Source organism: Sulfitobacter sp. IGS-18, from assembly GCF_059628195.1.
Genome location: NZ_JCAQIH010000002.1, coordinates 93,198 through 119,226 on the forward strand (window position 1 = coordinate 93,198; position 26,029 = coordinate 119,226).

Genomic DNA, 26,029 nt, shown 5'->3' on the forward strand with positions numbered 1-26,029 from the left:
GGCTGTGCCCGTGCCGTGACATAGCTTGGTCATGACACGTACCGCCCCACAGCCCCGGATTGCCATTGTCGATGACGATGCCCAGGTCCGGCAGACGCTGTCCGCCTTGCTTGAGCAAAGCGGCTACCGGGCGATTGCCTGCGCCGACAGTGCTGCATTTCATGCGCTGGGTGATCCGCCCGCGATTGAGCTTGCGCTGATCGACCTGCGGCTTCGGGGCGAAAGCGGGTTGATGCTGGCGATCCACATCCGCGAGAAATACAACCTGCCGATTGTCATGCTGACCGGCGTCGGGGATGAGATCGACAAGATCATCGGGCTGGAAACCGGCGCGGATGATTACCTGATCAAACCCTTCAACCCGCGCGAACTGGTGGCGCGCATTCGTGCGGTGCTGCGCCGCTATGGTCATGGCGCGGTAACGCCGCCCGCGACGGGTCACGAGATCGGCTTTGGCGACAAGCGGGTGGATTTGCAGAAACGCGAGTTGCAGGACGCGGCGGGCAACGAGATTCCGCTGACCAATGCGGAATACCGGCTGCTGGATTACTTTGTGCGCAATCCGGGCCGGATCATCCCGCGCCCGGAACTGCTGGAGGAACTGGGCAGCGACACCGAACGCTATCTGGACCGTACCATCGACGTGCTGATCCTGCGCCTGCGCCGCAAGATCGAGCCGATCCCCTCCAAGCCGGTGCATCTGCAAACGCGTCGTGCGCAGGGCTATATCTTTGTGCTGGACGGGGGCAGGGCATGACAGGCGCGGGCCTGTCGCGGCTGAGCATCCGCACGCGGCTGCTGGGGGCCATCGGGCTGTTGTCGGTGGTGGCGGCGGCGATCGGGATCATCGCCTTTTACACATTGGAGCGGGCCGACCGGCAGATCGAATTGCTGCACAGCGTGACCCTGAGCGAAGTGTCGCGGGCGCAGGAATTGTCACAGAATGCCGCGACCCTGTCGAAGTCCGCGCCCTTTCTGTTGTCGCTGAATCCACCCTTCGGGATCGCCACCGAAACCGATGAAATCTATGCGGCGATCACCCGGCTGGAAGCCATGGCCGAGGGCGATGCGGAATTGTCGCTGTCGGTGACACGGATGCGGGCGGCGGTGGATGATCTGGTCGAGATCATTCCGCAGCGCAACCAGATCCGTCAGGATATTGCCGGGATAGATGCGGCGCTTGAGGTGCTGCTGCGCCGCTATCGGCAGTGGATCACCACGCGCGAGGCCACGACCTATCAGCGGCAGGCCTGGGCCGCGTTGCAACAGCTTGCGATAGAGGCGGTAGGGACCGCACGCGCCAATACGCTGACCTCGATCTGGGAATTCCGACTGGGGTACAGGAACATCCGTGCCGACATTCTGGCGGTCGCCACGCCGCAGATAGCCGACAATGTGCAGGAGATCGACCGTACCATCAGCCGCGATGATACGCTGTTCAATCTGGTCTATCGCAGTCTGGCGATTTCGCTGGACGCGGAAAACGCCCTGTTCCGGATTCGGACCGAGGCGGAGCGGATCAACCTGTTGGCCGCGCAAAAGGTGACCGCTGCGCGTGAACGGCTTGAGTTGTCACAGGCCGACACCCGCGCCCGTCTGGCGCTGGCGCAATGGGTGATGCTGGTGCTGATGGCGGTCAGCGTGGGGGTGGCGGTGGTCTCGGCCGTGTTTGTCTCGCGCTATGTGGTGATGAACCTGCACCGGATCGCTCAGGCCATGCGCAGGCTGGCGGCCGGGGATCGTGCGACGCGGCTGGAACGCAGGCTGGAAAGCGAGGACGAAATCGGGCAGCTGTTCTCGGCTTTTCGCATCTTTCGTGCCAATGCGCTGCGGCTGGACCGCAATTCACGGCTGATCCGGCGGCAGAACACGCTGTTTTCGCGGGTGTTCGAGAACATCACCGACGGGGTGGTGATCACGGCTGCTTCGGGGCGCATCCTGGCGCAGAACCAGCGCATTCGCGCGCTATTGCGTCTGCCCGAGGGGGCGGGGGCAGTGGAAACGGTGGAGGATCTGCTGGCGCAATCGCCTTTTGAGTTGCGCGAGACGGCGGTCACGGCGGCGGGTTATCAGGAATATGAAAGTGCGGCGGGTCACGTGATGGAACTGCGCCGCTCGCCCTTTCCCGAAGGCGGCGCGGTCTGGTTGTTTTCAGAAGTCACCGAACGGCGGCTGGTCGATGCGCGGCTGGCGGAAATCCAGCGGGTCGAGACCCTGGGCAAGGTGACGGGCGAGGTGGCCCATGACTTTGGCAACATCCTCTCCACGATCTCGGGCAATCTGCATCTGCTGGAAAGCGCCGAAGGTGATGCGGCCAGGCGCCTGCGGGCGCGGATAGAGGATGCAGTGGATCTGGGCGTGACCCTGACCGAACGGTTGCTGGCCTTTGCCCGCAAACAGCATCTGGAGCCGCAGCGCACCGATATTGTTGATTTGCTTCATGCAATGCATGATCTGCTGGAGATTGCCCTGCCCGAGACGGTTACGCTCACGGTCACTGCGCCGGACGGGCCGATCTGGGCGACAATCGACCCCGGCCAGCTGGAAAGCGCGATCCTGAACCTTTGTGTCAACGCGGGTCAGGCGATCAGCAGCAGCGGGCATATCGAGATTTCGGTCACTGAGCGGGAGGATGGCCATATCGCGCTGGTAGTAGCGGATGATGGTCACGGCATGAGTGCCGAGGCCTTGCGCTATGCGACCGAGCCGTTCTTTACCGCGCGCCGCGATGGCAGCGGCACCGGGCTGGGCCTGTCGATGGTGGATGGATTTGTGCACCAATCGGGCGGCAGTCTGCACATCGCCTCGGTGCCGGAGGAGGGGACGCGTGTCGCCCTGCTGTTCCCGCCGGCGGCTGAAGAAACCGCCGTGATGCAGCATCGGGGGCGTGCGCTGGTGATTGATGACGATCCCCGCGCGTTGGCAGCTGCCGCCACGGCACTGGAAACGCTGGGCTTCGAGGTGAGCACCGCCGCCGATTTCGCGGGCGGCCATGCGGCGCTGGAAAGGGCGCCCCGGCCCGATCTGGTGCTGAGCGACCTGAAGCTGGATGCGCAGCACAGCGGCTGGGATCTGATCCGCAAGGCGCTGGATGGTCACCCGCAGACCCGCGCCATTGCCATGTCGACTCAGTTGCCCGTCGCCGACCGGATCGGGGAGGCCGACCGGGGCCGCTTTGCCCGTGTGGACAAGCCGGTGTCCGTCGACACCTTGGCGCAGGCTTTGGCAGGGATCTGACCCTGCCCCATCCGACAGGGTTCAGAGCTTTGCGAGCGCTTTTTCCATCCTTGCGTATACTTCTGCCGGATCGTGGCAGGCATTGAGCCAGAGGCAATTGTCGGTCTTGCCGGTCTGGCGCAACCAGTCCACGACGGTCATGCCTGTTGTCAGCTCTCCGGCGCATTCGATATCGACAGGGCATAACCTGCCGTCAAAGAGCTCGGGCCAAAGGAGCGCGGATACGGCGATTGCGTCATGCAACGGGCGGGTTGCAGTGCCGTATTTGGCGTTGCCGTAGCGTTCGAAGAATTCCATCATGCCGGCGCAGGCGCGCATGACAGGGGTGCCGTGATCGGCCAGGGTCTGTGACCAGCCAAGCGGGGCAGGTGCCTTGTGGGTGCAATCCAGCGGTACGGCAGTGATCGGAACCCCGGACCCCAGCACGATGCGCGCGGCTTCGGGGTCGACGAGGATATTGTACTCTGCCGCGGGCGTCATGTTGCCGCCTTCGAAAAACCCACCCCCCATGAATACGATCCGGTCGATTTGCGTGGCAATCTCGGGCGCGCGGCGCAGTGCCAGCGCGATGTTGGTCTGCGGGCCAAGCGCGATCAGCGTCACGGGGTCCGGATGGTTGCTGATGGTGTTGATGATGAAATCCACCGCATGACCCGGTGCAGGGGGATGCGCGGCCGGGGCCCAGTCCCAGCCGTCGATCCCGGTGTCGCCGTGGATCTCCGGCACCGGGCGGGGCGCGCGCAACAGCGGACGCGGCGCGCCCGCGTGAACCGGTGTGTCGCCCCGCCCGGCCAGTTCGACGATGCGACGGGCATTATCGGTTGTCTGCGCCAGCCCCATGTTCCCGGCGACCGTGGTCAAGCCGAGCACGTCAAGTTCAGGGGCGGCAAGTGCCAGCAGAATCGCAAAGGCGTCATCCTGTCCGGGGTCGGTGTCGATGATGACGGGTTTGGGCGTCATGGCGGAAGTCCTTTTGATTGAGAGCGGAGGAGAAGATCGAATTTTAGGCGTTGCGGGGTTTTTGCCCTTGAAGGGCCGGATTTGGGAATGGAAAGGGTTGCCCTGTCCTCATTTATGTACATTGTATACAGAATTGGCATAAGGAGAGAGTCCATGAAAGGCGATTTCGACAATATCCCGATCGTCAGCCTTGCCGGTCTGGCTGATGATGCAAATTCAGGCGACAGGTCCAAAACCGTTGCGGCCCTGAAAGAGGCGCTTGAGGTTTCCGGCTTTGCCTATCTGTCGGATCACGGCGTGTCCGAGGATCTGGTGGAGCGGATGCGGCAGCAGAATGTGGCCTTTCACGATCAGCCGATGGAAGAAAAGCTCAAGCTGAAGATCAATGCGTTTCACCGTGGGTACATGCCCATGTCCACCTCGACGATTGTGACCTCGTCCGTCGCCAAGGTGACCAAGCCGAACCGGTCTGAAAGCCTGATGTTCATGCATGAGGTTCCCGAAGACGCACCTTATGCGGGCGAACCCTTGCAGGGGCCGAACCAGTTTCCGGAAAACCTGCCGGAGGTGCGCAGCACCGCGCTGGAGTACATGACCCAGATGACCGCGCTTGGCGCACGGCTGGCCGGTGGCATTGCCGAGGCGCTGGGGCTGCCGCGCGACTGGTTCAAAGAGCATTTCGACAATCCCACGTTGTTCCTGCGCCTGCTGCATTATCCTGAACAGCCCGACGAGGAGGAATTGTTCGGATCGGCGCCGCATACCGATTACGGCTTTGTCACGCTGCTCAAGCAGGATGATGTCGGCGGCCTTGAAGTGCGCAACAAACGCAACGAATGGATCCCGGCACCGCCGATCAAGGGTACATTCGTGATGAATGTCGGCGACATTCTGGCGAAATGGTCGAACGGGCGGCTTGTCTCCACCCCGCACCGCGTGCGCAACCTCAGCCGCCGCGACAGGTATTCGCAGCCCTTCTTCTATGACCCGTCGATGAGCGCATTGGTCGCCTGCCCGGAGGAGATGCTGGACAGGGGAGAGACTGCGAAAATGGAGCCGGTACTTTATGGCGATTACCTGCTTGAGCGGCTCAACAAGAACTACGACTACCGCAAAAAAGCCTCGTGAAGGGCGCGGGTTGCATCATGCATCATAAAACCACAGGGAAACTGAAATGACACAGATGAACCGACGTACAATGTTGACGGCATTGCTTGCGCTTGGCGGCGCAAGCGTGCTGCAGGTGCCGGGCGTGCGCGCTCAGGCAGAGAAGCTGGTGATCACCACCTATGGCGGGTCCTGGGAGAAATTCTGGCGCGATACGCTGATCCCCGGCTTTGCCTCGGAGACGGGCATCGACCCGCAGCTGGATATCGGGCTGGGGCGCGTCTATACCACCAACCTGCGCGCCGCCGGGAAGGACAACCCGCCCTACAGTTGTCTGATGACGAACGAGATCTATTCCACCGTCCTGCGGGACGAGGGGTATTTCGAGAAGCTGGACCTGTCGATGCTGCCAAATTATGCCGATCTCTACCCGGTGGCGACCAAGGCATCTGATGGCTATGCGGCGGTCGGGCTGATCTCGCCCATCGGGATCGGCTATCGCACCGACCTGATCCAGACGCCGCCGACATCGTGGAAAGAGCTTTGGGAGAACCCGGAGGTTGCCGGGCAACTGGGGCTTTACAATATCCAGAACTCGGCCGGGAAAATGTTCCTGATGCTGACCTCGATGATCTATGGATCGGGGATTGATGACCTTGAGACAGGCTTTGCCAAGCTGGCGGAACTGGGGCAGGTGTATCAGACCGATTTCAACATGAGCACCGCGCTGGCCACCGGCGAAGTGGCGATTGCCCCCTTCGATTTCGGCGAGATCGCGCGCCTGCGGGCGCAGGGCCTGCCGGTGGATTGCATCATTCCCGAAGAAGGGTTGATGATGTGGGACCAGACCTTCAACATCTGCGTGAACGGTGCCGCGCGCGAAGATGCCTATAAGTACCTCAACTTTGTTCTGGGCCCGGTGGGGCAGGATCTATTGATGCGTGAATTCTTTGTGTCACCGGTCAACCGTAACGTCGAGGTGCCTGCAGATCTTCAGCGCGACGTGCCGGTCCATGGCGAGGCGATGGCGCAGTTCATCGACTGGGACTGGAAGCTGATGAACGCCAACGCCGAGGAAATCGCGCGCCGCTGGAACGAGATTTTCGGCGCGTGAAAAACAACAAATGCCTGCCCCACAGGGGGCAGGCGATGCCGGAAAGAGGGCTCCCTGCATGACCGAAGTTTCGCTGCTGTCGCTTGTCAAATCCTATGGCAAGTCGACCGCGCTCAAGGGGATATCGCTTGACGTGGGCCATGGCGAGTTTGTGTCGCTACTTGGGCCGTCGGGATGCGGCAAGTCGACGACGCTGAAATGCATCGCCGGTTTCGAGGATGTGACCGATGGCAAGATCCTGTTCGACAGCAAGGACATCTCGCGCAAATTGCCCGAGGATCGTGATATCGGGATGGTGTTCCAGTCCTATGCGCTGTTCCCGCATATGACGGTAGAGCGCAACCTGGCCTTCGGGCTGGAAATGCGCCGCATGGCGCGGTCTGAAATCGCCGAACGTGTGGCCCGCGCGATGGATATGGTACAGCTGACGCCCTATGCAGACCGCTATCCCAAGGCCTTGTCGGGCGGGCAGCAGCAACGTGTCGCTCTGGCCCGCGCGCTGGTGATCGAACCGGCGATCCTGCTGCTGGACGAACCACTGGCCAACCTGGATGCCAAGTTGCGCGACGAGATGCGCGGGTTTATCCGCGATCTGCAAAAGCGGGTCGGGATCACCACGATCTATGTCACCCATGACCAGAACGAGGCGATGACCATGTCGGACCGGGTCGTTGTCATGTTCGACGGCAAGATCGCACAGGCGGCACCGCCCGAGGATGTCTATGACCGGCCTGCATCGGAACGGGTTGCACGGTTCGTGGGCAATGCGAATATCCTCGACCTCGCCGTGGCGGGCCAGATGCATGGGCGCACCTCGCTGAGCGTGCCGGGCGGCGGCAGGCTGGCCGTAACTGGCGGCGGCGATACGCCTGCGACCCGGCTGCGGGTGATGGCGCGGCCCGAACAGATCGCGCTGACCGGGCCCGGTGAGGGGCATCTCGACGGGCGGATCACCAAGCGGTATTTCAGCGGCGGCCATGTGGAGTACCACGTGGAAACCGAATGCGGGACACTGAACGTTCTGTCCCCGACGACACAGAACATGGCCGAAGGGGCCAATGTCGGCCTGACTTTCGATACCCAACGCCTGTGGCCACTGCCCGATTCTGCCCGCGCGGCGGAGCCTGCCGCATGAAGCGCGCGCGCATCCTGATGCTGATCGCCCCGGTTGCGGTGCTGATCTTTCTGTTCATCGTGCTGCCCTATGTCACCGTGCTGCTGATGAGCTTTCGCGCCCCCGCCGACGGCCAACCCTATGGCGCGGGGTTCAGCGTGGAGGGGTATCGCCAGTTCTTCAGCCAGAGCTACTACGCGCTGTCCTTGCCGCAAACGATGGGGCTGGGCATCGTGACCTCGCTGGTGTGCCTGCTGCTGGGCTATCCCGTGGCCCTGCATATCGCCACGGCACCGAAACGCTGGCGCGGGCTGCTATATGGCATCGTGTTGTCGCCGCTGCTGGTGGGGATCGTGGTGCGCAGCTATGGCTGGACCATCCTGCTGGGCAATGCCGGCGTGATCAACACGACGCTGCGCAATCTCGGGCTGATCGAGCGGCCGCTGCCGCTGATGTATAATGAATTCGGCGTTGTGCTGGCGCTGGCGCATGTCTTTCTGCCCTTCATGGTGCTGCCGCTTCTGGCGTCGTTGCAGACGGCGGATCCGGCGGTGCGGCAGGCGGCGCGGTCGCTTGGAGCCGGGCGGTTCACGGTGTTTCGCCGGGTGACCCTGCCGATGTCGATGCCGGGCATACAGTCAGGCTGCATCCTGGTCTTCGTGCTCGCGATTTCGTCCTATGTGACGCCCGCACTGGTGGGCGGCATGCGGGTCAAGACCACGACATTGCTGGTGGTGGATGCGCTGATCGACCAGTTCCAGTGGCCCTTCGGGTCGGCAATGGCATTGACGCTGGCCATCAGCGCGGGGGTCGTGGTGCTGATCTTTGCCCGCCTGACCCGCATCAGGTGGAGCTGAGCCATGGGTCTTGTCACACCGCTGCTGTCGCTGCTGCGCGCGCTTGTCTATGTCTTTCTGCTGGCCCCGATCGTCGTGGTCGTGCTGGCTTCGCTGAACGCGGGCAATTTCCTCACCTTTCCGCCGCAGGGCCTGAGCTTGCGTTGGTTCTGGACCTTCCTTAACAACGATGTCTTCATCGACGCCATTGTCTATTCACTGATCCTTGCGGCGCTGGCCACGGCGGTATCGCTGGTGCTGGGCACGATGGCCGCGCTCTACTTTGTTCGTCATGCCCGCCGCGAGGCCGAAGTGGTGCGCATCGGAGTGCTGCTGCCGCTGATCCTGCCCGAGATCCTGACCGCCATCGCCTTGCTGTTCTTTTTCTACGAGATCGGCATCGGTACGCAGTACAAGATTGCGCTGTTCACCGGCCACGTGCTGATGACATTGCCGTTTGTATTTCTCAACGTGACCACCTCCCTGCAAGGGCGCGACGATGCGGTCGAACTGGCTGCGCGCACCCTTGGCGCTTCGCGGATGACGGCGTTCCGGCGCATCACCCTGCCGCTGATCGCGCCGGGCATGGCGACCGGTGGCGTGTTTGCATTCATTATCAGCTTTGATACCTTCGGAGTTTCCTTCATCCTGAAGGGAACCGGATCAGCACCGCTGCCGATCCAGCTTTATGACTATCTGCGTTTCAATTTCACACCCGAGGCTGCTGCCGTGTCCACTGTTTCCATCCTGCTGACCCTCGTCCTTGTCACCCTCTCCAACATGTTGTTCGGGCGCGATTGACCGGAATGGACGACACTGTGGATACATCACTGGGGCTGCGGCCCATCGGGGTCGAGGTCGCGGACCGTCTGGAAGCCGCCATCGTGCGGGAGACGTTCGCACCGGGCGAAAAGCTGCGCGAAGTGGACATTTGCACACGGTTCGGCGTGTCGCGGTCGCCCCTGCGCGAGGCATTCCAGATCCTCGAAGCGCGTGGTCTGGTAGAGCGGCGGCCGCGGCTGGGCACGCGCGTGACCGAGATGACCGTCGAGGTGCTGGACGAGATCACAACCTGCCGTCTGGCGCTGGAATGCACCTGCAGCCGGTTGCTGGCAGAACGCGAGGATCACGCCGAGATCGCCGACGCGCTGGATCAGGTCCTGGCCGAGATGCGCAAGGCCAGGGCGCAGCGCGACTTCAGATCGGGGTTCGAGGCCAACGTGCGCCTGACAGCGCTGATGCACAAGCAATGCGGCAATTCGGTGCTGATGCGTCTGCTGGATCAGCTCGACACATCCGCCCTGCGCTATCGGTTCCGGGCCTATCTGAGCACGGCGGGGATGCTGGATGACATGATCGAGGGCAACAGGGCGCTGATCGCCGAAATCCGCAATGGCCAGGGCCAGCGGGCCGCCGAGATGACCGACCGGCTGATCCGCTCCGCATGGCAGACCACCCGAGATCTTTTTCTGAGCACTTCCGAAAGTACAAAGACATGAACAGACCCGACGTCGCCTTCCTGGGGTTCAAGATGGATACCGTGGTCACGCAGGTCGCTGCATTCGCCACCCCCGTGCTGGCGGATGATATTGCCGCGCTGTCGCCGGAACGGCGTGCCGCGATCACCTGTGCGGTCACATCGGCGGTCAACGGTGCATCGGGCGAGCTGCTGGATCTGTTGCCCAACCTCTCTCACATCGTATCCGCCGGTGCCGGGCTGGACCGGTTCGATTTTGACGACCTGCGGGCGCGGGGGATCACGCTGAACGATACCGGGCATCTGGTCAGTTCGGACACCGCGGAAATGGCGGTGATGTTGCTTTTGGCGATGGCGCGGGATGTTGTCCGGGCGGATGATCATGTGCGCAGTGGCCGCTGGGCCGACGGGCATTTCGGCTATCGCATCCGGGTGGCGGGCAAGACGGCGGGGATTGTTGGCCTGGGCCGGATCGGGCGGCTGATCGCCGAGCGGCTGACCGGACTTGGCCTTGACGTTGCCTATCACACCCGCGCGCCCAGGCCGGATGCACCCTGGCCCCATGTGGGCGACCTGGAAGAACTTGCAGCGCGGTCCGATTTCCTGGTGGCGGCTGTGCCCGGTGGCGCGGCCACGCGGAACATGTTCGATGCGGGCGTTCTGCGCGCTCTGGGGCCGCGTGGCTATTTCGTCAACATCTCGCGCGGGACGGTTGTTGACGAGGAGGCGCTGATTTCGGCCCTGACGGAGGGCACGATTGCCGGTGCCGCACTGGACGTATTCGAAAACGAGCCGCGTCCCGACCCACGGTTCGCTAAACTGTCGAACGTCACCCTGACGCCCCATGTCGCCGCGATCACCGAGGATTACGCCGCCGAACTGGCCGCCGATATCGCACGGCAGGTGGCGGCGCATCTGGAAATCGGTCTGCCACAGGCCTGAGGGTCGTCCTGCCTGGAAACCCGTCAAAGCCCGAGCGCTGCCAGCGCTTCATCCGCCGTGCAGGTCAGCCGACGGTCACACCGCCACAGACAAAGAGCGTCTGCCCGGTGACAAAACCGGCGCGATCATCGCAGAAAAAGCTCACGGCATTGGCGACATCTTCGGCTGTGCCCATGCGGCCCAGAGGCACGGCATCCACGATCGCCTTGGTCTTTGGGGCGTCTGGCGGGTTGTTTTCCCAGAACGCGGTTGTTGCGATGGGGCCGGGGGCCACGCAATTGACGGTGATGGAGTCTTTGCCCAGTTCAAGCGCCCAGGTGCGTGCCATGGATTGCGCGGCACCCTTGGTGGCGCTGTATAGCGTCCGGTCCAGTTTGCCCTTTGTCACGCGGCTGGTGTTGAAGACGATCCGCCCGCCACCGTGTCCGCGCATCTCCGGCACGACAAGCTGGGCGCAGATGATGGATGTCCGCAGATTGAGATGCATGAGCCTGTCAAAATCCTCAAGCTGCACGGCCTCCAATGGGGCAGGGGCGACCAGCCCGACATTATTGACCAGGCAGGTGACCTTGTGGCTGGCAAGAATGCCGCGCAGCGCCTGCCGGGTGGCTTCCGCATCGGTCAGGTCGACCATGACGGCATCCGCCTGCAGGCTTTCGGCCTCCGGCTTTGCGACATCAAGCGCGAAGACGCGGTAACCGTCCTGTTGCAGACGCAGCGAAATGGCCTGGCCGATGTTGCGCCCACCGCCGGTGACGATTGCTGATTTCTGGGTCATGATCTTGCCCGATGCCTAACCGGTGACCGGGGAGTAGCCGAGCCGCGGCGTCACCGCCTCGCCGTGAAAGCGGTAGGTGCCATCCTCGGCCCTTTCCAGGTCACCGAGACCGGGGTAGGGGAAATGATAGCCGTGATAGCGGATGTTGTTGTCCACGACATGGGCAAATATCACCGATTTTGCATCCGCCCCCATCTGCGGATCGCTGTCGTAATCCATGTGAAAGAACCATTCCGGGTGGATCGGGTCAAAGATGTGGTGATGCGCGACGTCGCCGGTGAACACGACCTTCTCGCCCTGGCTTTCAAAGATGAAGGCGCATTGCCCCATGCTGTGCCCGGCAACAGAGAGCGTCGTGATACCGGGCAGGATATCATCGCCCAGTTTGAAAAGCCTGACCCGCTCGCGGTAGGGCGCGACAGCGGCCAGCGTCCCCTCGGTCCAGGGTTTTCGGAAATCGGTGCGGGACAGGCTTGCCTCGTCTGTCCATTCCTCCCAATCGGTATCGGAGACATAGAGATCGGCATTCTTGTAGACCGGCGTTCCGTCCGGGTGGATCAGCCCGTAGGAATGATCGGGGTGCAGGTGGGTCATCAGAATGACGTCGATATCGTCGGGGTTGATACCGCTCGCCTTCATGTTGTCGAGGGTATGGCCCATCGTGTCGCCGAAAAGCTGAGAGGTCCGGCCCATGCCCGCGTCGATCAGGATCAGCTTTTCGCCGGTGTTCACGACCACCGGGATCAGATCCATGGGAAAGAATTCGCCCTGGGGCAGGCGGTAGGCTTCTTTCAGCCGCGCAAGCTCGGCAGGATCGGCGTTGGGGAACAGGCCTTCGTACCCGTGATGAATATATCCATCCCATATCGCCGTGCATTCCAGGGCGCCGACGTTGAAACGATACCATCCGGCGTTCTGCGTCTTGAGCTGTTTTGCTGTCATGATTGTAATCCCCCCTTGAAATGTCCTCTGAGCGGCGCGGTTGCGGGCCAGATTCCGTATCCTGTCCTACCGTAATACGGTAATAGCGCAAACGCGTCCACCCGCTATTTCAATCCAAACGGGGCAGATGGCGCAAGCCTGCCGAAACTGATCTGACCGGGGGTGTCTGACGCGGCCAATTGGCCTGAAAACTGGCGAAAATTCAACCAACTGCGCGTATCGGCCACTTTACGAGTGTTTTTGGCGTCTTTAGTGTATTCTCGCCTCAGTAGTGCGGGCGAAGCACGTTGACTGTAATACTGTAATATCGTAGGATGGTCTTGCTGTGCACTCGCCCCTTACCGACTGAGTGTTGTTGCCGGTCCGCCTGTTGCAGGGATGCCGGTCTATTGTGAAGTAAAACGGAGAAATGCATGGCGAAGTCGACCGTGATTGCAAGAACTGCGGCCCCTCTTCGGCAGCAAGTCGTCCGACTGGTCCGAGAGGACATCCTTGAGGGTAAACTTGTTCCCGGGCAACGTCTGGTCGAAAGCACGCTTTGCGATGCTTACGGGGTGTCCCGCACCGTGATCCGAGAGGCGCTGCGCCAGCTTGAATCGGAACATCTGATCGAAGTGGTTCCGAACCTCGGGCCGATTGTGGCTGTCCTGACGGAAAAGGAAATCAGGTCGATCTATGTGGTGCGGGCGGCCCTTGAGGGGTTGGCCGGCAAGCTCTTTGCCGAGAATGCAGATGCCACCCAGGCGAAAAACCTGGTGAAACTGCGGGACCGGCTGGATCGCGAATACCGCAAGGGCGACATTGAAAGCCGCGAGCTGATCAAGGCCGATTTCTATCGGCAGCTGACCGAAGGTGGCGGGAACGAGATTCTGGCGGAAAGCCTGAGGAGCATGCATGCCCGGATCGCGATGTTCAGGCGGTTTGCATTTGTGGACGAGGCCCGGATCGAGCCATCCATCGCCGAGCTGGAGACGATCATTGATGCCGCCGCAATTGCCCGGAATGGCGAGGCCGCATGGGCGGCCTGCGAACATCACATTCTTCTCGCGGGCGAGCTGGCGATTGAGGAATATGTAAAGCGGAACAAGGACATCCTGCCTGACGGCTGAGAAGGCGGGCGGCGCGCAACACGCCGCCAGGTCAATGTCAGGGTTTTTCCCACCAGCTTCGGTCACCGGCGACACCGCGGGCCAGAAGCGCCTTGATGGCCTGCTCCGTCATCGGGGCCGGGTTGTTGAGAACAAGCCGCGTCGCCTTGACCGAGGATGCGGCGATCTGGTCGAAATGTGTCTCTTCGACGCCGAGTGAGGCCAGTTCCATCGGGGTGCCGGTCTTTTCCAGCAGTTCCTCTATCCGGGTGATCGCGGCGCGGCCCTGATCGCGCTCCGACTGGCCGGGCCGGGCCACCCCGAGAGTTTGACCGATCTGGGCAAATTCGGAGGTGCAATAGGGCAGGTTGAACCGCATGACATAGGGCAGCAGCGCCCCCACCCCGAAGCCATGCGGCGTGTGACCGATGGCGGCCATCGGGCTTTGGATCGCATGGGCGGCCGCCGTGCCGGTCGTGTTGATCGCCATACCCGCGCAATAGGCGGCAAACATGACATCAGAACGCGCCGCGAGATCGGAAGGATCGTCCACGACTGCGCCAAGCGACTTGTTCATCAACGTCAGGCCCTGGGTGCAGAACATGTCGGTGATGCGGTTCTTGCCCACGTAGATCTGCGTGGCGATCTGCTGCGGTGTCGGGTTCTTGGGCCTGGCTGTATAGGCTTCGACCAGGTGGGACAGCGCGTCTGCCGCCGTGGCCGCCGTCAGGCCCGGCGGGCAGCTCAGCGTCAGTTCCGGGTCGATGATCGCGATGGCCGGGGCGATATGGGCGTCGGCGATGGCCATCTTCATCTGGTTCTCGTCGTCATAGACAATGGCAAGGCTGGTGACCTCGGCACCGGTGCCGCCGGTGGTCGGGATCGTGATGATGGGAATGCCCGGGCCGGGGACCGCAAATTCGCCGAAATAGTCCCTGACATCGCCGCCATGGGCAAGGATCACGGAAACCGCCTTGGCCAGATCCATGCAGGAGCCGCCGCCGATGCCCACAATCACGTCGATACTGCCCCTGGCGAATGGCGCGGTGGCGTCGATGACGTTCTGGCGGGGCAGGTCGGGCAGCGCCTGATCGTAGATCGAAATCTTCATGCCCGCCACCGAAAGATCGTCATGCATCGCCTTGAATTCGGGCGTGGTTGCCATGCGTTCGTCGGTCACCATCAGGACCCGCGTGCCAAAGCCGCGCGCATAAAGGCCAAGTTGCCTGCGTTGTCCGGGGCCGAAAAGGACGGTCTTGGGTTGACGGACAAGACCAAGGCCGAGCGTGTTTTCCATCGACATCAGGCAAAGGCCTCATTCACCGTGACGGCCATGTATTTCTGTTCCGTGAATTCGTAGATGCCATCGTTGCCCGCCTCGCGGCCGATGCCGGATGTCTTGGTGCCGCCAAAGGGGGCCTTTGGATCTGCCATGATACCTCTGTTGATGCCAACCATCCCGAATTCCAGCCGCTCACCGAAGTTGATCGCGCGGGACAGGTCCCTGGTGAACACATAGGAGGCTAACCCGAAGTCGCTGTCATTTGCAAAGGACAGCGCTTCTTCCGGGCCCTCAACAGAAAAGATCGTGGCGATGGGCGCGAAAAGCTCGTTGGAACACATCACGTCATTGCGCCCGACATAGCGCAGCACGGTCGGCTCGAAAAAGAAACCGTCACCGGCAATCGGCTTGCCGCCGGCAAGCAGCGTGCCGCCCGCCTGGGTGAGCTGCGCAACGGTATCGGATAGACGGTCTCGCTGCCTGGCCGAGATCATCGGCCCTACATCGACCGGGTTCATGCCGTCACCGACCGTCAGGGCCTTGACCTTGGCCACGAATTTCTCGGTGAATTCCGCTTCGACGCGGGCATCCACGATGATGCGGTTTGCCGCCACACAGGCCTGACCCGCGTTGCGGAACTTGCAAATGATCGCCTGATCGACGGCAAGGTCGATGTCGGCGTCATCAAGGACGATGAAAGGCCCGTCGCCACCCAGCTCCATCGATGCGTTCATGATGTTGCGGGCACCCTGTTCCATCAGCAGGCCGCCGACCCCGGTGGACCCTGTGAAAGACACCTTGCGCAGGCGCTTGTCCTGCATCAGCGGTTTCGACACGCCGGAGGAATTGGTTGTATGCAGCAGGTTCGCTACGCCCGGCGGGAAGCCCGCGTCATGCAGCACCTGCATGAAAAGCGCGCCGGTCATCGGCGTTTCCTGCGCGGTCTTGGTGATTGTCGTGCAGCCGGCCGCCAGCGCTGCGCCCCCCTTGCGCACGATCATCAGAAGCGGAAAATTCCACGGTGTGATCAGCAGGCAGGGACCGACGGGCTGGTGCGTCACCATCACCCGGAAGCCGCCGTTCGAACTCTCGGAATAGGTGCCATGCAGATGCGCGGTCTGTTCCGCGAACCACAGCAGGAAGTCTGCCGAGAGAAGGAATTCGGCGCGGGATTCGGTCAGCGGCTTGCCGCTTTCCAATGTCATCGTATGTACGAAGGCCTGTTCGCGCTCCAGCATCAGGGCATGGGCACGGTGCATGAGGTTGGCACGAGCACGCGGGGCCACGCGCGCCCAGGCGGCCTGCGCGGCATGCGCACTGTCAAGCGCCCGCAGCGCGTCTTCACTGCCCGCGTCAGAGACTTCGGCAATGGTTTTTCCGGTGGCCGGATTGATCACGTCAAACTGAGTCGCGGCATCTGTCCAGGCCCCGTCAATGTAAAGCCGCGTGTCGGGCAGAAGGCCGCCTTCCGGCTTTGATACGAGGTCCTTGGGGTGATTTGTCATGGTATTTTCCTTGTGGACTTGGCGGCTGTTCCGCGCTGATGGCGTGAATAGATATTGCGTAATACTGTATTATCGGATTATGTTCCTGACAAGCGCATTTTGCTGGCGGGGCGCTGTCCGGCCAGAATTTCCAAAGCAGAATTCAGCTTGTTGACGGTATTACGGTATTACAGTAAGCATGAGGCAAGAGAGTTGATTTCCGGCTTTGGAAGAAGCGGGTTTCGGCTTCTGCGCCGATAGCTGTCGGCGGAGAATCAAGGGAGGATTTCAGTCAATTGCAGGGGGTTCAGGCGCCCATCGGGCGCGCAGCCCTCAGGGGGCAACGCCCACCCGGCACGGCGTGGCCCTTGGCTGACAGAAGATTGAGCGCGGCACTGCCGCAGGTGAGATGAAAAAGGGAGAACTGGCATGAACGAGACGACATTGAATGGCCTTGAGCTTGACGTGGCGGTCATCGGGACGGGGGTGGGCGGCCTGTACGCACTGCACCGGACACGCAACGAAATGGGCATGAACGTTCAGGCGTTCGATGACGCCGGGGGCGTTGGCGGCACCTGGTACTGGAACCGCTATCCGGGCTGCCGGGTCGATACGGAATCCACCGTTTACACCTATTCTTTCGACCTCGACATGTTCCAGAACTGGGAATGGTCGGAACGCTACGCAAAACAGCCCGAAGTTCTGGGCTATCTCAATGCGGTGGCTGACAAGCATGACCTCAAGCGGTCCATCAACTTCAACACCCGGATCACCAGGATGGTGTGGAACGAAGATGAGGGCCGCTGGACCCTGACCACGGCCAAAGGCGATGTGGTCAAGGCAAAATATGTCATCGAGGCGGTTGGCCTGCTGTCGTCTTCCTATGCGCCGCAGTTCCCCGGGCAGGACAAGTTCAAGGGTGACGTATTGGTCGCCTCGCGCTGGCCGGAGCAGGAGCCGGACCTGAAAAACAAACGTGTCGCAGTGCTGGGTACGGGGTCGACCGGCATCCAGATCGTCACGGCGCTGGCCGACAAGGTGGGCCACCTCCATGTTCTGCAACGGACCGCGCAATGGGTGGTGCCCCTGGGCGTCGGCCCGTTCCCGCAGGAAACCCGCGAAAAGATCAAGGCCGATCCCCGGGGGTTCCGCGACTGGGCGCTCAGCACTGGTGCGGTATTCGGTTTCGACGAGGCGACAACATCGGCGCTTGAGGTGTCCGAGGCTGAACGCCAGAAGGTTTATCAGACCGCCTGGGAAAAAGGGAACGGCTTTGCCTTCATGCTTGAGACATTCTCCGACATCCCGGTGACGGCAGCAGCCAACAAGACCGCGACCGATTTCATCAAGGGCAAGATCGACGCAATCGTGACAGACCCGGAGGTGGCCGCAAAGCTGACGCCCAGCGACTATTACGCGCGGCGCCCGCTGGCAGCGGATGGCTATTACGAGGTCTACAACCGCGACAACGTCACCCTGCACGACGTCAAGGCGCACCCCATCGAAAGCTTCAGCGAAAACGGGTTGATCATCGACGGCGAGGAGCTGGCGCTGGATGTGGTCATCATGGCGACGGGGTTCGACGCCATGACCGGCAATTACCTCAAGATCGAAACCATCGGGCGCGATGGCACAAAGCTGCAGGACGCCTGGAGCGATGGCCCCCATGCCTATGCCGGGATGTCGATTGCCGATTTCCCCAACCTGCTGATGGTCTTTGGCCCGTTCAGCCCCTTTACCAGCCAGCCGCTTGTCCATGAATGGCAGGTCAACTTCCTGACCGACATGATCAAACATGCCGAAGAGGGCAGCGGCGTGATCGAAACCACCAGGCAGGCGCAGGACAGTTGGGTCAGGGTCTGTCAGGAAGGCATGGCAGGCACGCTGTTCGAGGTGACGGACAGCTGGATCAACGGTGCAAACATCCCCGGCAAGCCGCGCACCTCGATGTGGTATATGGGCGGCATGGGGAACTATGTGACAGAGATGAACGCCATCCGCGACGACAATTATCGCGGTTTCGAGATCCGGTAAATCACGCTTTGACGAGCGGTCGGCCTGCCCGTATCGGGTGGGCCCATCGCGTTCATTTTCACTGCCCTGTGGGACCTGCGGGGCAGAGTTTTCATTTCGGTAATTTTTCCAACCTTCCGTTCCGGGTATGCAGGGCATCAATGGTGGCGGGAGGGCCAGCGGCCGGAATGCGTCTGTGGACGATACCGCTCGTGGCCGGGAATTCAGGCTGTGGAGGAGCACAGAAATGGCACGCAAACTCATTCGCAATGCGCATATCATCTCGATCGATCCCGAGGTGGGGGTCATCCCGCGCGGCGACATCCTGATTGAAGGCAGCAAGATCGCGGCAATCGGCACAGACCTTTCCGTTTCTGATGCAGAGATCATCGACGGCGAGGGCCGCATTGCCATCCCGGGATTCATCGACACCCATCGCCACACCTGGCAGGCGCTGCTGCGCGCCAGCGGGGCCGACTGGACGCTGGCGCAATATTTTGCGGGCGTGCGGGGTGTCATGGGCACGCTCTACACCCCCGATGACATGAAGATCGGCAACCATCTGGGCGCGATTGCCGCCCTCGATGCCGGGATCACCACGCTGTACGACTGGTCCCACAACAACAATTCGCCCGACCATTCCTCGGCTGCGGTCGAAGGGCTGATGGCCGCCGGGATGCGGGCTGTCTTCGGCTATGGCAACTCGGATGCGGAATGGGTCCCGGTCAGCGACGCGCCATCCGATTTCGAGGACGTGGCGCGGGTGAAGCGCGAATATTTCTCCTCCGACGATCAGCTTGTCACGATGGGTTTCGCCGCGCGCGGCAACCAGTTCGCCACGATGCGCGTCACAAAAGAAGACTTCGTCAAGGCCCGTGACCTTGGCTTGCGGATCAGCGTTCACATGGGTGACGGGCTATGGGGCATGAACAAGCCGGTGGTCGATCTGCATGCCGAAGGGCTGACAGGGCCGGACGTGACCTATGTCCACTGCAATTCACTGCAGTCAGAGGATTTCCAGATCATCGGTGACACCGGCGGCACCGCCTCTATTGCGCCGGAGCTTGAGCTGCACATGGGGCATGGTTTTCCGCCCACGCTGTCGCTGATGAAGGTCGGGGTGCGCCCGTCGATCTCCATCGACGTGGTGACCACGGTGCCCGATGACATGTTCTCGGCCATGCGTGCGCTGCTGTCAGGCACGCGGGCGGTGGTGAACAATCAGGCGCTGCTCGACAAGGTGATTGTCGACCCTCTGCCGCTGATGGCAACAGATGTTCTGGAATTCGCCACGCTGCAGGGCGCGATTGCCTGCGGGTTGGGTGACAAGACCGGATCGCTAACCGTCGGCAAGGAAGCGGACATCGTGCTGGTGAACTGCAATTCGCTGAACACGATGCCGATGAACAACGCCTATGGGATCGTTGTCGAGGCGGCCCATGCGGGCAATGTCGAAACGGTGATTGTCGCCGGTAACATACGCAAGCGCGATTTCAAGCTGGTCGACTTCGATCATGCCTCCTTCAAGACAAGGGTCGAAGCCGCGCGGGACGGACTTTTTGAAAAGGCCGGTGTGCCCTCGGACGGCTCATGGTTGCCGCGCCCCTTCGAGGCCGCCACCGACAGCGAGTTCTGAGCGATGACCGGGGTCCACCAGCGGCCTGCGCTTTCCGTTGTGGGCGGCGGGTTGGGCGCGGGAAAAACCTCTCTGATCGCGCGGTTGCTTGAGCAGCCAGGCATGGGGCGGACCGGGGTCGTGGTGAATGAATTCGGTGAATTCGGCGTCGATGACCTGATGCTGGGGTCATCCGCCCCGGATGCGCAGCTGGCGCTTCTGCGCAATGGTTGCATCTGCTGCCGTCCGGGCAATGACCTGTCCGAAGCCGTGCGCAAGATGATCGCGGCGGCACCCGAACCCTTGGTGCGGATCCTGGTGGAAACCTCCGGCGTTGCGGAATTGTCTGCGGTGCTGGCCAAGATCGGCGCGGATCACGTGCTGCGCGGGATGGTGCGTCTGGATGCTGCCATCGCCGTTGTAGATGCCACCGCCCCGGATGAGACGCGGGCCGAGCATATCGCCTGCGCCGACCGGATCGTGGTGACGAAGACCGACCTGGTGGTGCCAATCGCTGCCGCGGCAATACGGCGGCGTATTGCCGCGATGAACCCGACGGTGCCCATCCTTGACGGGCAGGCGCAGCCCGACCCGGACGTCCTGTTCAATGCCGGCCTGATCGACGGGCGCAGCGGCGAAGTGCAGGCAGATGCATGGCTGCGCGCGCAGGGCAGCGTTCATGTCCACCATCATGGCGAGGATGCCGACAGCATCCGTTCGTGGCTGATCGAGACCGGGCCTCAGAACTGGACGCAATTGTCACAACATATCGCCCGGATGAGCCGCGCGGCCGGTCCGGCCCTGTTGCGGCTCAAGGGCATTGTCGCGGACAGGGATGATGCCCGCCCGCTGGCACTGCAAATGGTGCGCGACCAGATCTACCGGCCGGTGCGGCTGACCCGTGAGGCGGGCGATGGCCGCAGCCGGATTGTCGTGATCGCACGCGCCACCGCGGCCCCGGCGGTCGAGGCGCTGGCCACGCGGCTGAGCGCGGCCGAGGTCGCCATCGAAGTTCCATAACAGGAGAGACATGATGCACTACATCGTTCATTGCCTTGATTATGTCGGGCAGGTTCAGAAACGTCTGGACCACTACGACAGCCACAAGGCCTATCTTGCGACGAATCCGATCAGGACACTGATCTCGGGTCCGTTGCTGGCGGATGATGAGGAGACGATGATCGGCTCGTGCTTTCTGGTCGAAGCGCAGAGTATGGAGGAGGTCATGACCTTTCACCGGAATGATCCCTTCTATGCGGCGGGGATCTGGGAAAAGGTGTCCATCCGTCCGTTCAGCAAGCGCGTGGACAATCGCACATGAGCGGGCCGGTACGTGTGGCGCTTGCCGGCCTTGGCTGGTGGGGGCAGAAGATCACCGCCGTTTTGCAGGCGGCCCCGGACGAGGTGACAATTGTCAGGGCAATCGAGCCAAACGCCGAGGTCGCGATGGCCTTTGAAAAGGCGCATGGCATTCCGGTGACCGCCGAACTTGATGCAGCATTGGTCGACCCGGATGTCGAGGCGGTGCTGCTGGTCACGCCGCATAGCCTTCATGCGGCGCAAATTGCGGCCTGTGTGGCGGCGGGCAAACATGTCTTTTGCGAAAAGCCCCTGGCGATGACACGGGCCGGTGCAGTCGCGGCGGTGGATGCCGTCGAAGCGGCGGGGCTGATCCTGGCGACCGGGCACGAGCGCCGCTATGAGCCGCCCATCGCCCGGATGATTGCGGCGGCGGACAGGGGCGAGATGGGCCGGCTGATGCAGTTTGACGCCACTTTCAGCCATGACAAATTCCTGTCGCTGGACCCAACGAACTGGCGTCTTGGTGCCGGGGATGCGCCCGCCGCCGGGATGACGGCGACGGGCATCCACCTGCTGGATCTTGCGGTGCGGCTGATGGGTCCGGCAAAGAGCGTCATCTGTTCCTGCGAGACGCTTGCATCGGAACTGCCGCAGGGTGACACGATCGCTGCCTTCGTGATGTTCAAGGGGGGTGGCACAGCGACAATTGCCGCCAATCTCGCGATGCCCTTTGTCTCGCGCTGTTCGCTGTTCGGATCCGAAGCCTGGATCGACGTCAGGGACCGCGCCCATGTGGAGGCCCCCGATGGCTGGGTTGTCACCAGCGCGCGCAAGGGCGGAAAGATCGAGGTGGAAGAGGTCGGCCCGGCAGAGCCCGTGCGCGACAATGTCGTGGCTTTCGCGCGGGCGATCCGTGGGCAGGCCGCCTATCCCATCACCACCGGCCAGATGATCGAGACCGCGGCCCTGCTTGAGGCGATTGTAAGCAGTTCGAAGTCGGGGGAGCTGGTTACTCTTTAATCAGCCACAAGGCTGTTGCAGTTGGCGCCGGGAAACCGGCGCCAGTTTTGTTTTGTCTGCAGTGAAGGAAAGCGCGGTTTCAGCCGCCACGCCGTTTGCGGCCCTGCATTTCGGACAGGAACATGCCCAGGGCAATGGCGACACCCTGAAAGATCATCTGCCAGGACGTTTCCAACCCCAGGACTTTCAATGTCTGGCCAAGCTGGATCAGGAACAGGGCGGCACCGGTGACCGCGATCATAGACCCGATCCCGCCACTGATGGCCGTGCCACCCAGGACGGCAGCGGCAATCGGTGCCAGCAGATAGGGGTTGCCGACGTCCAGTGTCGGATTGCGGATAAAGGCCGAAAGCAACACGCCGACGATGCCATAGAGGAAGGAGGCCGCGACAAAGGCACCAGCCTGGTATCGCCGGATCTCGACCCCCGTCGCATAGGCCGCACGCGGGTTGGCACCCACCGCCTCGAAACGGCGTCCAAGCTGGGTCCGGCGCAGCAGGATCGTCAGGACCAGCGTCAGGGCAATGGTGATCCAGACCGTTGTATTCAGTCCCAGCCAGCGGGTGCCGCCAAAGCCTGCAAGGGCGGTGGGGACGCCGGATTCGGCGGGCAGCCCGGTCCGGTACCAAAGCGTGATCCCCGAGACGATTGCGCCGGTCGACAGGGTGACAATCAGGGCATTGAGCTTGAGCCAGGCCACCAGCAGGCCGTTGATCAGACCGACGCATATCGCTACCAGGATGGCCATGAATGTTCCGATGACCACGGAGCCTTCCGCGCCGCCCGATGTTCCCAGCAGGACCGTGCTGGACAGCGTCACGATGGCAGGCACCGACAGGTCGATGCCGCGCGCCATGAGAACCAGGGATTGGCCCATCGCCGCAATGGCAAGAAAACCCGCGAAGGGCAGGATGCTGATGATCGAGGTTGCCGAGACACTGCGCGGCAGAAAGACCGCGCCGATCAGCAGCAGTATCGCCAGGGCAATCCAGATGGCAGCGAATTGCATCTGGATCGCCGGCACGCGGCCTTTGCCGCCGCGTCCGCTGCGTGACGTCCGTGTGTATTGTGACAGGGCAGGCGTTGTTGAATCTGTCATTTTTCCCTCGTCGGTTTCTGGGTCCGGGGCGGGCATCAGGCGGTCGATCTCTTGGTGGCCCGGATGACCTTGCGGCGGCGCAGGGCCGATTGCATCAGTGTTTCGACTTCACCCAGCCCGGAGTAGAGGAAGATCGCAAAGAGCGTCATGGCACCGCTGGCGATGATCCCGAAAGAGGTGGAAAGGCCCAGAAGCGTGATGACATTGACCATCAGCGCAAAGAACAGCGCACCAAACAGGGCACCCACGAAAGAGCCGCGCCCGCCAGAGAGCGCCGCACCGCCAAGGACGGCAGCGGCGATCGAGGTAAGCGCATAGTTTGCGCCGACTGTCGGCGCACCCACCCCAACCTCCGAGCCGAGAAAGAATCCGGCAACCGTCGCCATGAGGGCGGCAAGCACATAGGCCCTGACATGGACACGGTCCACGCGCACGCCGTTACGCTGTGCTGCAACCTCGCGAAATCCGACGGCCTTTGCCTCCAGTCCCGAGCGCGTGCGATGCAGCCAGAAGTCGAAGGCAATGGCGACGCCAAGCAGCACGAAGATCGAGATCGGCAGGAAGCCAATGCGTTCGCGCAGGAGACCCGTGAATTCCTGCGAGATCATCCCGGCAGGTGTGGGTCGGCCCAGCAGGGCGGCACCCTGAAGGACGGACAGCATGGCGATGGTCGTGATCACCGCGTTGATATTGGCAAAGCGGACCAGGGTGCCGTTGATCAGACCAACCACCGCGCCAATGGCAAGGCATCCCAGCACCCCGAGGATCTGCATCCCGATGGGCATCTGAAAGGCGATCATGAAGGATGCGGCAACCACCGTGAGGCTCATCATGGAGCCCACGGAGACGTCGAGGCCGCGCACCAGAAGCACATGCAACTGGGCCATGGCCACCATCGCGGCGGGCGCGGTTGCCAGCAGGATGTAGCGGATGTTGACATGGCGCAGGAATACATCAGTCTGTAGCGCCGCATAGCCGCCGACGATCAGCGTCAATGCCGCCAGGAACACAAGCGGCACCCACCAGATGTTCGCCCCCGAAATCAGCGTGCGGAAAACGCGGGACATCATGCCCGCCGCCGTATCTCCGGCCTGTTTTGCATCTCGTGCCCGCAGGAAGCTGGATACGATCTGTTCTTCGTTGACGTCCTGGCCGGTCAGTTCCGCCACGATACGCCCGCGCGAAAACACCAGCACCCGGTCGCAGATGCCCGCAAGCTCCTGCGCATCCGAGGAATTGATCACCAGGGCGCCATCCTCGCGCAGGTTGGTGCGGATCGCCTGATAGATGTCGTGGCGCGCGCCTGCATCAACGCCCTGGGTCGGTTCGTCGATCAGCACGGCCTTGGCATCGGTCCGGAACGACCGGGCCAGAACGACCTTTTGCTGGTTGCCGCCCGACAATCCGCTGATCGGTGTTTCCAGCGTTGCCGTAACGACGCCGAATTCATCGCGCATCGTGGCGGCGTGGTCCTGTTCCTGCCGGTTGGACAGGAGGCCGCGCCGGGCGAAGTCGCGCAGGCGGGGCAGGGTCATGTTCTTGCGTACGCCAAGGTCCGGGAAAATGGATTCCCCGGCACGGTCGGCAGACAGGCAGAGCACGCCCGAACGGATCGCATGGCGCGGTTCCGTTACATCGACGGCCTTTCCCTTGCAGGTGACAGTGCCGCTGTGGCTGGCTTCAAGCCCCGCAATGGCGCGCAATGCCTCGCGTTGGCCGTTGCCTTCGGCGCCGGCAAAACCCACTATCTCACCCCGGTTGGCGACAAAACTGATGTCTTCGAATGCATCCCCAGACAGGCCATCGACCACAAGGACGGGATCGGGTTCGATCTGTCCCGCCTTGGCGGGGTATTCGCTTTCGACGTCCCGACCGATCATGCGGGAAACAAGCTCCTGTTCCGAAGTGTCATCGGTGACGTCAAATGTGCCCTCGTGCACCCCGTCGCGCAGGATCGTGACCCGATTGGCGAGGTCCAGAATTTCGGGCAGGCGGTGGCTGACATAGACGACGCCGGTGCCCTTTGCCGTCAGGTCGCGCACCAGCGATGTCAGATGTGCCACGCCATCGTAATCCAGCGTGGATGTCGGCTCATCCAGCAGCAGCACACGCGGATTGGAAAGGAGCGCCTTGACCACCTCGACGAACTGGCGATGTGCGGGTGTCAGATTTCCGACAGCGCTGGTTGGTGAAATGCCCAGGTTGAAGGGGGCCAGCTGTTCTTCGGCCCAGCGGACCATGCTGCCATAAGGCACGCTGCCTTTCGGCGTGGCGAGAAAGAGGTTCTGCGCCACGGACAATTCGCGCACCAGGCTGTCGTCCTGATAAACGGTGGCCAGGCCATATGATATCGCCTCTCGCGGGTCGGCATGGGCGAGGTGCTTGCCGCCGATTTCGATCCGGCCGGCATTGGGTGTGATCGCGCCGGATGCGATCTTCATCAGCGTCGACTTGCCGGAGCCGTTTTCGCCGAGGATCGCGTGCACTTCGCCCGCGTGAACATCAAAACTGAAATTGTCGAGCGCTTTCACGCCCGGATAGGATTTGGAGACGCTCTCCATCTTCAAAACGATATCAGCCATGCGGCGTTCTCCCCCACTCGAACGTCCGGCCATGGCA

General features: G+C 62.1%; 22 protein-coding genes. 15 read left to right on the forward strand and 7 right to left on the reverse strand.

Annotated elements, in window-relative coordinates:
* Positions 1–31 precede the first annotated feature (31 nt).
* Complete coding sequence (locus ACWNZ3_RS18615; protein WP_496902191.1) at positions 32–757, forward strand: response regulator; 726 nt, start codon at positions 32–34, stop codon at positions 755–757.
* Positions 754–3,237 (forward strand): ATP-binding protein, encoded by a 2,484-nt coding sequence (locus ACWNZ3_RS18620; protein WP_496902192.1) that lies wholly within the window; start codon positions 754–756, stop codon positions 3,235–3,237. The genes ACWNZ3_RS18615 and ACWNZ3_RS18620 overlap by 4 nt, the downstream gene beginning before the upstream one ends.
* Before the next feature lie 21 nt (positions 3,238–3,258).
* Here the strand turns inward: ACWNZ3_RS18620 and ACWNZ3_RS18625 are convergent, their stop codons facing one another.
* Positions 3,259–4,197 (reverse strand): nucleoside hydrolase, encoded by a 939-nt coding sequence (locus ACWNZ3_RS18625; RefSeq protein WP_496902193.1) that lies wholly within the window; start codon positions 4,195–4,197, stop codon positions 3,259–3,261.
* 153 nt (positions 4,198–4,350) lie between these two features.
* Between ACWNZ3_RS18625 and ACWNZ3_RS18630 the strand changes: the two genes are divergently transcribed.
* From ACWNZ3_RS18630 to ACWNZ3_RS18660, 7 genes are read left to right on the forward strand one after another with little or no spacing between them, the layout of a single operon-like run.
* On the forward strand, positions 4,351–5,325 hold the full coding sequence (locus ACWNZ3_RS18630) for an isopenicillin N synthase family dioxygenase (RefSeq protein ID WP_496902194.1): 975 nt from the start codon (positions 4,351–4,353) through the stop codon (positions 5,323–5,325).
* A gap of 46 nt (positions 5,326–5,371) precedes the next feature.
* Entirely contained in the window at positions 5,372–6,418 is a 1,047-nt protein-coding gene (locus ACWNZ3_RS18635) for an extracellular solute-binding protein (protein WP_496902195.1), read from the forward strand.
* Between the two features lie 58 nt (positions 6,419–6,476).
* Positions 6,477–7,553, forward strand: a complete 1,077-nt coding sequence (locus ACWNZ3_RS18640; RefSeq protein ID WP_496902196.1) for an ABC transporter ATP-binding protein — start codon at positions 6,477–6,479, stop codon at positions 7,551–7,553.
* Positions 7,550–8,389: an ABC transporter permease gene (locus tag ACWNZ3_RS18645; RefSeq protein WP_496902197.1), complete on the forward strand. Its 840-nt coding sequence runs from the start codon at positions 7,550–7,552 to the stop codon at positions 8,387–8,389. The genes ACWNZ3_RS18640 and ACWNZ3_RS18645 overlap by 4 nt, the downstream gene beginning before the upstream one ends.
* 3 nt (positions 8,390–8,392) lie before the next feature.
* Positions 8,393–9,169, forward strand: a complete 777-nt coding sequence (locus ACWNZ3_RS18650; protein WP_269360839.1) for an ABC transporter permease — start codon at positions 8,393–8,395, stop codon at positions 9,167–9,169.
* A 5-nt stretch (positions 9,170–9,174) separates the two neighbouring features.
* Positions 9,175–9,867 carry a GntR family transcriptional regulator gene (locus ACWNZ3_RS18655; protein ID WP_496902198.1) on the forward strand — a complete coding sequence of 231 codons (693 nt, stop codon included), beginning with the start codon at positions 9,175–9,177 and terminating at the stop codon, positions 9,865–9,867.
* The gene (locus tag ACWNZ3_RS18660) at positions 9,864–10,787 is read left to right on the forward strand and encodes an NAD(P)-dependent oxidoreductase (protein WP_274575829.1); all 924 of its coding nucleotides are present in this window, start codon (positions 9,864–9,866) and stop codon (positions 10,785–10,787) included. The genes ACWNZ3_RS18655 and ACWNZ3_RS18660 overlap by 4 nt, the downstream gene beginning before the upstream one ends.
* A gap of 64 nt (positions 10,788–10,851) precedes the next feature.
* Here the strand turns inward: ACWNZ3_RS18660 and ACWNZ3_RS18665 are convergent, their stop codons facing one another.
* A complete protein-coding gene (locus tag ACWNZ3_RS18665) occupies positions 10,852–11,565 on the reverse strand; it encodes an SDR family NAD(P)-dependent oxidoreductase (protein ID WP_496902199.1) in 714 nt (237 codons plus the stop codon).
* Positions 11,566–11,580: 15 nt separating this feature from the next.
* A complete protein-coding gene (locus ACWNZ3_RS18670; RefSeq protein ID WP_496902200.1) occupies positions 11,581–12,507 on the reverse strand; it encodes an MBL fold metallo-hydrolase in 927 nt (308 codons plus the stop codon).
* A 413-nt stretch (positions 12,508–12,920) separates the two neighbouring features.
* On the opposite strand from ACWNZ3_RS18670, the gene ACWNZ3_RS18675 reads away from it, so the two are divergent.
* The gene (locus ACWNZ3_RS18675; RefSeq protein WP_269360833.1) at positions 12,921–13,616 is read left to right on the forward strand and encodes a GntR family transcriptional regulator; all 696 of its coding nucleotides are present in this window, start codon (positions 12,921–12,923) and stop codon (positions 13,614–13,616) included.
* Positions 13,617–13,653: 37 nt separating this feature from the next.
* On the opposite strand, the gene ACWNZ3_RS18680 is transcribed toward ACWNZ3_RS18675, so the two are convergent.
* Both ACWNZ3_RS18680 and ACWNZ3_RS18685 read right to left on the reverse strand, forming a co-directional pair.
* Positions 13,654–14,898, reverse strand: coding sequence for an iron-containing alcohol dehydrogenase (locus ACWNZ3_RS18680; RefSeq protein ID WP_496902201.1), 1,245 nt, complete (start codon positions 14,896–14,898; stop codon positions 13,654–13,656).
* Positions 14,898–16,382: an NAD-dependent succinate-semialdehyde dehydrogenase gene (locus ACWNZ3_RS18685; protein ID WP_496902202.1), complete on the reverse strand. Its 1,485-nt coding sequence runs from the start codon at positions 16,380–16,382 to the stop codon at positions 14,898–14,900. Before ACWNZ3_RS18685 ends, ACWNZ3_RS18680 begins: the two co-directional genes overlap by 1 nt.
* Before the next feature lie 408 nt (positions 16,383–16,790).
* Between ACWNZ3_RS18685 and ACWNZ3_RS18690 the strand changes: the two genes are divergently transcribed.
* The 5 genes from ACWNZ3_RS18690 (at position 16,791) to ACWNZ3_RS18710 (ending at position 22,311) form a co-directional block, all read left to right on the forward strand.
* Positions 16,791–18,395: a flavin-containing monooxygenase gene (locus ACWNZ3_RS18690; RefSeq protein WP_496902203.1), complete on the forward strand. Its 1,605-nt coding sequence runs from the start codon at positions 16,791–16,793 to the stop codon at positions 18,393–18,395.
* A gap of 226 nt (positions 18,396–18,621) precedes the next feature.
* On the forward strand, positions 18,622–20,010 hold the full coding sequence (locus ACWNZ3_RS18695; protein WP_496902204.1) for an amidohydrolase family protein: 1,389 nt from the start codon (positions 18,622–18,624) through the stop codon (positions 20,008–20,010).
* Between the two features lie 3 nt (positions 20,011–20,013).
* Positions 20,014–21,009 carry a CobW family GTP-binding protein gene (locus tag ACWNZ3_RS18700; RefSeq protein WP_496902205.1) on the forward strand — a complete coding sequence of 332 codons (996 nt, stop codon included), beginning with the start codon at positions 20,014–20,016 and terminating at the stop codon, positions 21,007–21,009.
* A gap of 13 nt (positions 21,010–21,022) precedes the next feature.
* Entirely contained in the window at positions 21,023–21,310 is a 288-nt protein-coding gene (locus tag ACWNZ3_RS18705; RefSeq protein WP_274575836.1) for a YciI family protein, read from the forward strand.
* The gene (locus ACWNZ3_RS18710; protein WP_496902206.1) at positions 21,307–22,311 is read left to right on the forward strand and encodes a Gfo/Idh/MocA family protein; all 1,005 of its coding nucleotides are present in this window, start codon (positions 21,307–21,309) and stop codon (positions 22,309–22,311) included. The genes ACWNZ3_RS18705 and ACWNZ3_RS18710 overlap by 4 nt, the downstream gene beginning before the upstream one ends.
* Before the next feature lie 79 nt (positions 22,312–22,390).
* Here ACWNZ3_RS18710 and ACWNZ3_RS18715 read toward each other — a convergent pair whose 3' ends face one another.
* Both ACWNZ3_RS18715 and ACWNZ3_RS18720 read right to left on the reverse strand, forming a co-directional pair.
* Complete coding sequence (locus ACWNZ3_RS18715; protein WP_496902207.1) at positions 22,391–23,410, reverse strand: ABC transporter permease; 1,020 nt, start codon at positions 23,408–23,410, stop codon at positions 22,391–22,393.
* Positions 23,411–23,445: 35 nt separating this feature from the next.
* Entirely contained in the window at positions 23,446–25,992 is a 2,547-nt protein-coding gene (locus ACWNZ3_RS18720; RefSeq protein ID WP_496902208.1) for an ATP-binding cassette domain-containing protein, read from the reverse strand.
* Between the last annotated feature and the right edge of the window lie 37 nt (positions 25,993–26,029).

What these genes read in the sequence shown, in the direction of transcription:
- ACWNZ3_RS18615 (WP_496902191.1), top strand. Translation starts at nt 32, where the DNA reads ATGACACGTACCGCCCCACAGCCCCGGATTGCCATTGTCGATGACGAT.
- ACWNZ3_RS18620 (WP_496902192.1), top strand. Translation starts at nt 754, where the DNA reads ATGACAGGCGCGGGCCTGTCGCGGCTGAGCATCCGCACGCGGCTGCTG.
- ACWNZ3_RS18625 (WP_496902193.1), bottom strand. Translation starts at nt 4,197, where the DNA reads ATGACGCCCAAACCCGTCATCATCGACACCGACCCCGGACAGGATGAC.
- ACWNZ3_RS18630 (WP_496902194.1), top strand. Translation starts at nt 4,351, where the DNA reads ATGAAAGGCGATTTCGACAATATCCCGATCGTCAGCCTTGCCGGTCTG.
- ACWNZ3_RS18635 (WP_496902195.1), top strand. Translation starts at nt 5,372, where the DNA reads ATGACACAGATGAACCGACGTACAATGTTGACGGCATTGCTTGCGCTT.
- ACWNZ3_RS18640 (WP_496902196.1), top strand. Translation starts at nt 6,477, where the DNA reads ATGACCGAAGTTTCGCTGCTGTCGCTTGTCAAATCCTATGGCAAGTCG.
- ACWNZ3_RS18645 (WP_496902197.1), top strand. Translation starts at nt 7,550, where the DNA reads ATGAAGCGCGCGCGCATCCTGATGCTGATCGCCCCGGTTGCGGTGCTG.
- ACWNZ3_RS18650 (WP_269360839.1), top strand. Translation starts at nt 8,393, where the DNA reads ATGGGTCTTGTCACACCGCTGCTGTCGCTGCTGCGCGCGCTTGTCTAT.
- ACWNZ3_RS18655 (WP_496902198.1), top strand. Translation starts at nt 9,175, where the DNA reads ATGGACGACACTGTGGATACATCACTGGGGCTGCGGCCCATCGGGGTC.
- ACWNZ3_RS18660 (WP_274575829.1), top strand. Translation starts at nt 9,864, where the DNA reads ATGAACAGACCCGACGTCGCCTTCCTGGGGTTCAAGATGGATACCGTG.
- ACWNZ3_RS18665 (WP_496902199.1), bottom strand. Translation starts at nt 11,565, where the DNA reads ATGACCCAGAAATCAGCAATCGTCACCGGCGGTGGGCGCAACATCGGC.
- ACWNZ3_RS18670 (WP_496902200.1), bottom strand. Translation starts at nt 12,507, where the DNA reads ATGACAGCAAAACAGCTCAAGACGCAGAACGCCGGATGGTATCGTTTC.
- ACWNZ3_RS18675 (WP_269360833.1), top strand. Translation starts at nt 12,921, where the DNA reads ATGGCGAAGTCGACCGTGATTGCAAGAACTGCGGCCCCTCTTCGGCAG.
- ACWNZ3_RS18680 (WP_496902201.1), bottom strand. Translation starts at nt 14,898, where the DNA reads ATGTCGATGGAAAACACGCTCGGCCTTGGTCTTGTCCGTCAACCCAAG.
- ACWNZ3_RS18685 (WP_496902202.1), bottom strand. Translation starts at nt 16,382, where the DNA reads ATGACAAATCACCCCAAGGACCTCGTATCAAAGCCGGAAGGCGGCCTT.
- ACWNZ3_RS18690 (WP_496902203.1), top strand. Translation starts at nt 16,791, where the DNA reads ATGAACGAGACGACATTGAATGGCCTTGAGCTTGACGTGGCGGTCATC.
- ACWNZ3_RS18695 (WP_496902204.1), top strand. Translation starts at nt 18,622, where the DNA reads ATGGCACGCAAACTCATTCGCAATGCGCATATCATCTCGATCGATCCC.
- ACWNZ3_RS18700 (WP_496902205.1), top strand. Translation starts at nt 20,014, where the DNA reads ATGACCGGGGTCCACCAGCGGCCTGCGCTTTCCGTTGTGGGCGGCGGG.
- ACWNZ3_RS18705 (WP_274575836.1), top strand. Translation starts at nt 21,023, where the DNA reads ATGCACTACATCGTTCATTGCCTTGATTATGTCGGGCAGGTTCAGAAA.
- ACWNZ3_RS18710 (WP_496902206.1), top strand. Translation starts at nt 21,307, where the DNA reads ATGAGCGGGCCGGTACGTGTGGCGCTTGCCGGCCTTGGCTGGTGGGGG.
- ACWNZ3_RS18715 (WP_496902207.1), bottom strand. Translation starts at nt 23,410, where the DNA reads ATGACAGATTCAACAACGCCTGCCCTGTCACAATACACACGGACGTCA.
- ACWNZ3_RS18720 (WP_496902208.1), bottom strand. Translation starts at nt 25,992, where the DNA reads ATGGCTGATATCGTTTTGAAGATGGAGAGCGTCTCCAAATCCTATCCG.